Genomic DNA, 2,003 nt, shown 5'->3' with positions numbered 1-2,003 from the left:
GGGCGCCGGCATTTCAGCGTTCCGTTTCTTTGTTCGTGAGGTTGCGGATGGCGGGTCCCAGCTTTTCCAGGGGGAGCTGGCGTTCGACCGCGCCGATTTCGAAGGCCGCACGGGGCATGCCGTAGACGACACAGGTCGCCTCGTCCTGACCCAGCGTCCGAGCCCCGGCCTGCCGCATCGCGAGCAGGCCGCGGGCCCCATCGCGACCCATGCCGGTCAGGATCACGCCGAGGGCATGCTCCTTCGCGGCGCGGGCCACCGAAGAGAAGAGGACGTCCACCGATGGGCAGTGGCCGCTGACGGGATCGCCTTGGGTGACGCGGCACCGCAGGTTCCGCGTGCCCTCGACCTCCAGGTGGAAGTCGCCGCCCGGAGCGACGTAGACGCGGCCGGGCACGAGGGGATCTCCGTTGCGCGCCTCCGACACCGTGGCCGCGCAGGTGCGGTTCAGGCGCTCGGCGAAGCTTCTGGTGAAGCTGGCCGGCATATGCTGGGTGATGACAGTCGGCGCGCAGTTGGCCGGCAGGCGCTCGATGATGTTGAGCAGGGCCTCGACGCCGCCCGTGGACGAGCCGATCGCGACGATCTTGTCCGAGGGCGTGAACGTGTCGACCGGCGCCGGCTCCGGGCGGGCGACGCGTGCGCGCACGCGGGCGCGGGCCGCGATCTTCACCTTTTCGGCCAGGCGGCTGAAGCCGATCGGGTCGGCGCCGCCGGGCTTCTCGACGCATTCCACGGCGCCCAGTTCCAGGGCGGCGAGGGTCGCCTCGGCGCCGCGGCTGGTCAGGGTCGAGACCATCACCACCGGCATCGGCCGCAGGCGCATGATGCGCTCCAGGAAGTCGAGGCCGTTCATGTTCGGCATCTCGACGTCCAGGGTGATGACGTCGGGGTTCAGGGCCTTGATGGCCTCGCGGGCCTGCAACGGGTCGCCGGCCTCGCCGACGACCTCCAGTTCGGGGTCGGCAGAGAGCGACGCGCTGATCAGGCGGCGCATGGTGCTGCTGTCGTCGACGACGAGGACTCGGGTCATCGGGCGGGCTCGATCCGGCGATAGGTGGTGACGCCATCCGGCTTGTAGGCGGTGACCGCCGGGCCTTGGATGCGTTCGGAATGGCCGATGTAGAGGGCGCCGCCCACCGCGTTCAGCGGCGCGAACCGGCTCCACAGGCGGGCCTGGGTGTCATCTTCGAAGTAGATGGCGACGTTGCGGCAGAAGATGGCGTCGAACTTGCCCTTCATCGGCCAGTCGCCGATCAGGTTCAGCTCGTTGAACGTGATGAGCTCGCGCAGGTCGTCCGACATCTTCACCCGACCGTCGGCGCCCGGGGAGGTCCACCGCTTGCGGTAGGCGTCGGGGATGCCTTCCAGCAGGTGCGGCGCGTAGGCGCCGCCGCGGCCTTCGGCGACCATGTTCGGGTCGATGTCGGTGGCGAGGATCTTCACGTCGCGGTCCGCGGCCTCGGGCATCAGCGACAGGATGGTCATCGCGATCGAGAACGGCTCTTGGCCGCTCGAGCAGGCCGCCGACCAGATCCGCACCTTGCCGCCCCGCCGCGCGCCGTCCAGCAGCGGCGGCAGGATCTTGTCGCGCAGGTGGTCGAAGTGGTGCGGCTCACGGAAGAAGCGCGTCACGTTGGTCGTGAGCGCCGCCAGCATCTTCTGGCGCTCGTCGAGGCCTTCGGCCCCAGAGACGAGAGCGCAGTAGTCGTTGAAGCTCGTGAGACCCAGCGCGCGCAGGCGTTTCGCCAGTCTGGAATAGACCAGCGTCGCCTTCGCTTCGGGCAGGTGGATGCCGGCGTCGCCATGCACCATCGCCGAGATCTTGCGGAAATCGGCTTCGGTGAAGGCGAATTCGCCATCGACCATATTGGCGCCCGGGCGCGTGGATGTCGGCGCGCTCGCAGTCATCAGGCGGCTTCCAGCTCCATGTCCGGCACGACGCGATCGAGGCCGATCAGGCTGATCATGCGGCCGTCCATGGCGATCAGGCCGCGGATGAA

2 protein-coding genes are annotated in these 2,003 nt (G+C 68.9%); both read right to left on the bottom strand.

Translation table 11 applies throughout. The features are described 5' to 3' along the window. Positions 1-13: 13 nt before the first annotated feature. Entirely contained in the window at positions 14-1,033 is a 1,020-nt protein-coding gene (locus Q0L11_RS19690) for a chemotaxis response regulator protein-glutamate methylesterase (protein WP_296599511.1), read from the bottom strand. After that, positions 1,030-1,869, bottom strand: coding sequence for a protein-glutamate O-methyltransferase CheR (locus tag Q0L11_RS19685; protein ID WP_296599509.1), 840 nt, complete (start codon positions 1,867-1,869; stop codon positions 1,030-1,032). The genes Q0L11_RS19690 and Q0L11_RS19685 overlap by 4 nt, the downstream gene beginning before the upstream one ends. Between the last annotated feature and the right edge of the window lie 134 nt (positions 1,870-2,003).

The sequence above is a fragment of the Phenylobacterium sp. genome (assembly GCF_024508875.1).
GTDB lineage: Bacteria > Pseudomonadota > Alphaproteobacteria > Caulobacterales > Caulobacteraceae > Phenylobacterium.
The sequence above is the reverse complement of the archived record's forward strand: the minus strand, read 5'-3'. Positions and strand labels throughout refer to the sequence as shown.

Excerpts from the sequence above, each read along its gene's own strand:
- Q0L11_RS19690 (WP_296599511.1), bottom strand. The coding sequence starts at position 1,033 with ATGACCCGAGTCCTCGTCGTCGACGACAGCAGCACCATGCGCCGCCTG.
- Q0L11_RS19685 (WP_296599509.1), bottom strand. The coding sequence starts at position 1,869 with ATGGTCGATGGCGAATTCGCCTTCACCGAAGCCGATTTCCGCAAGATC.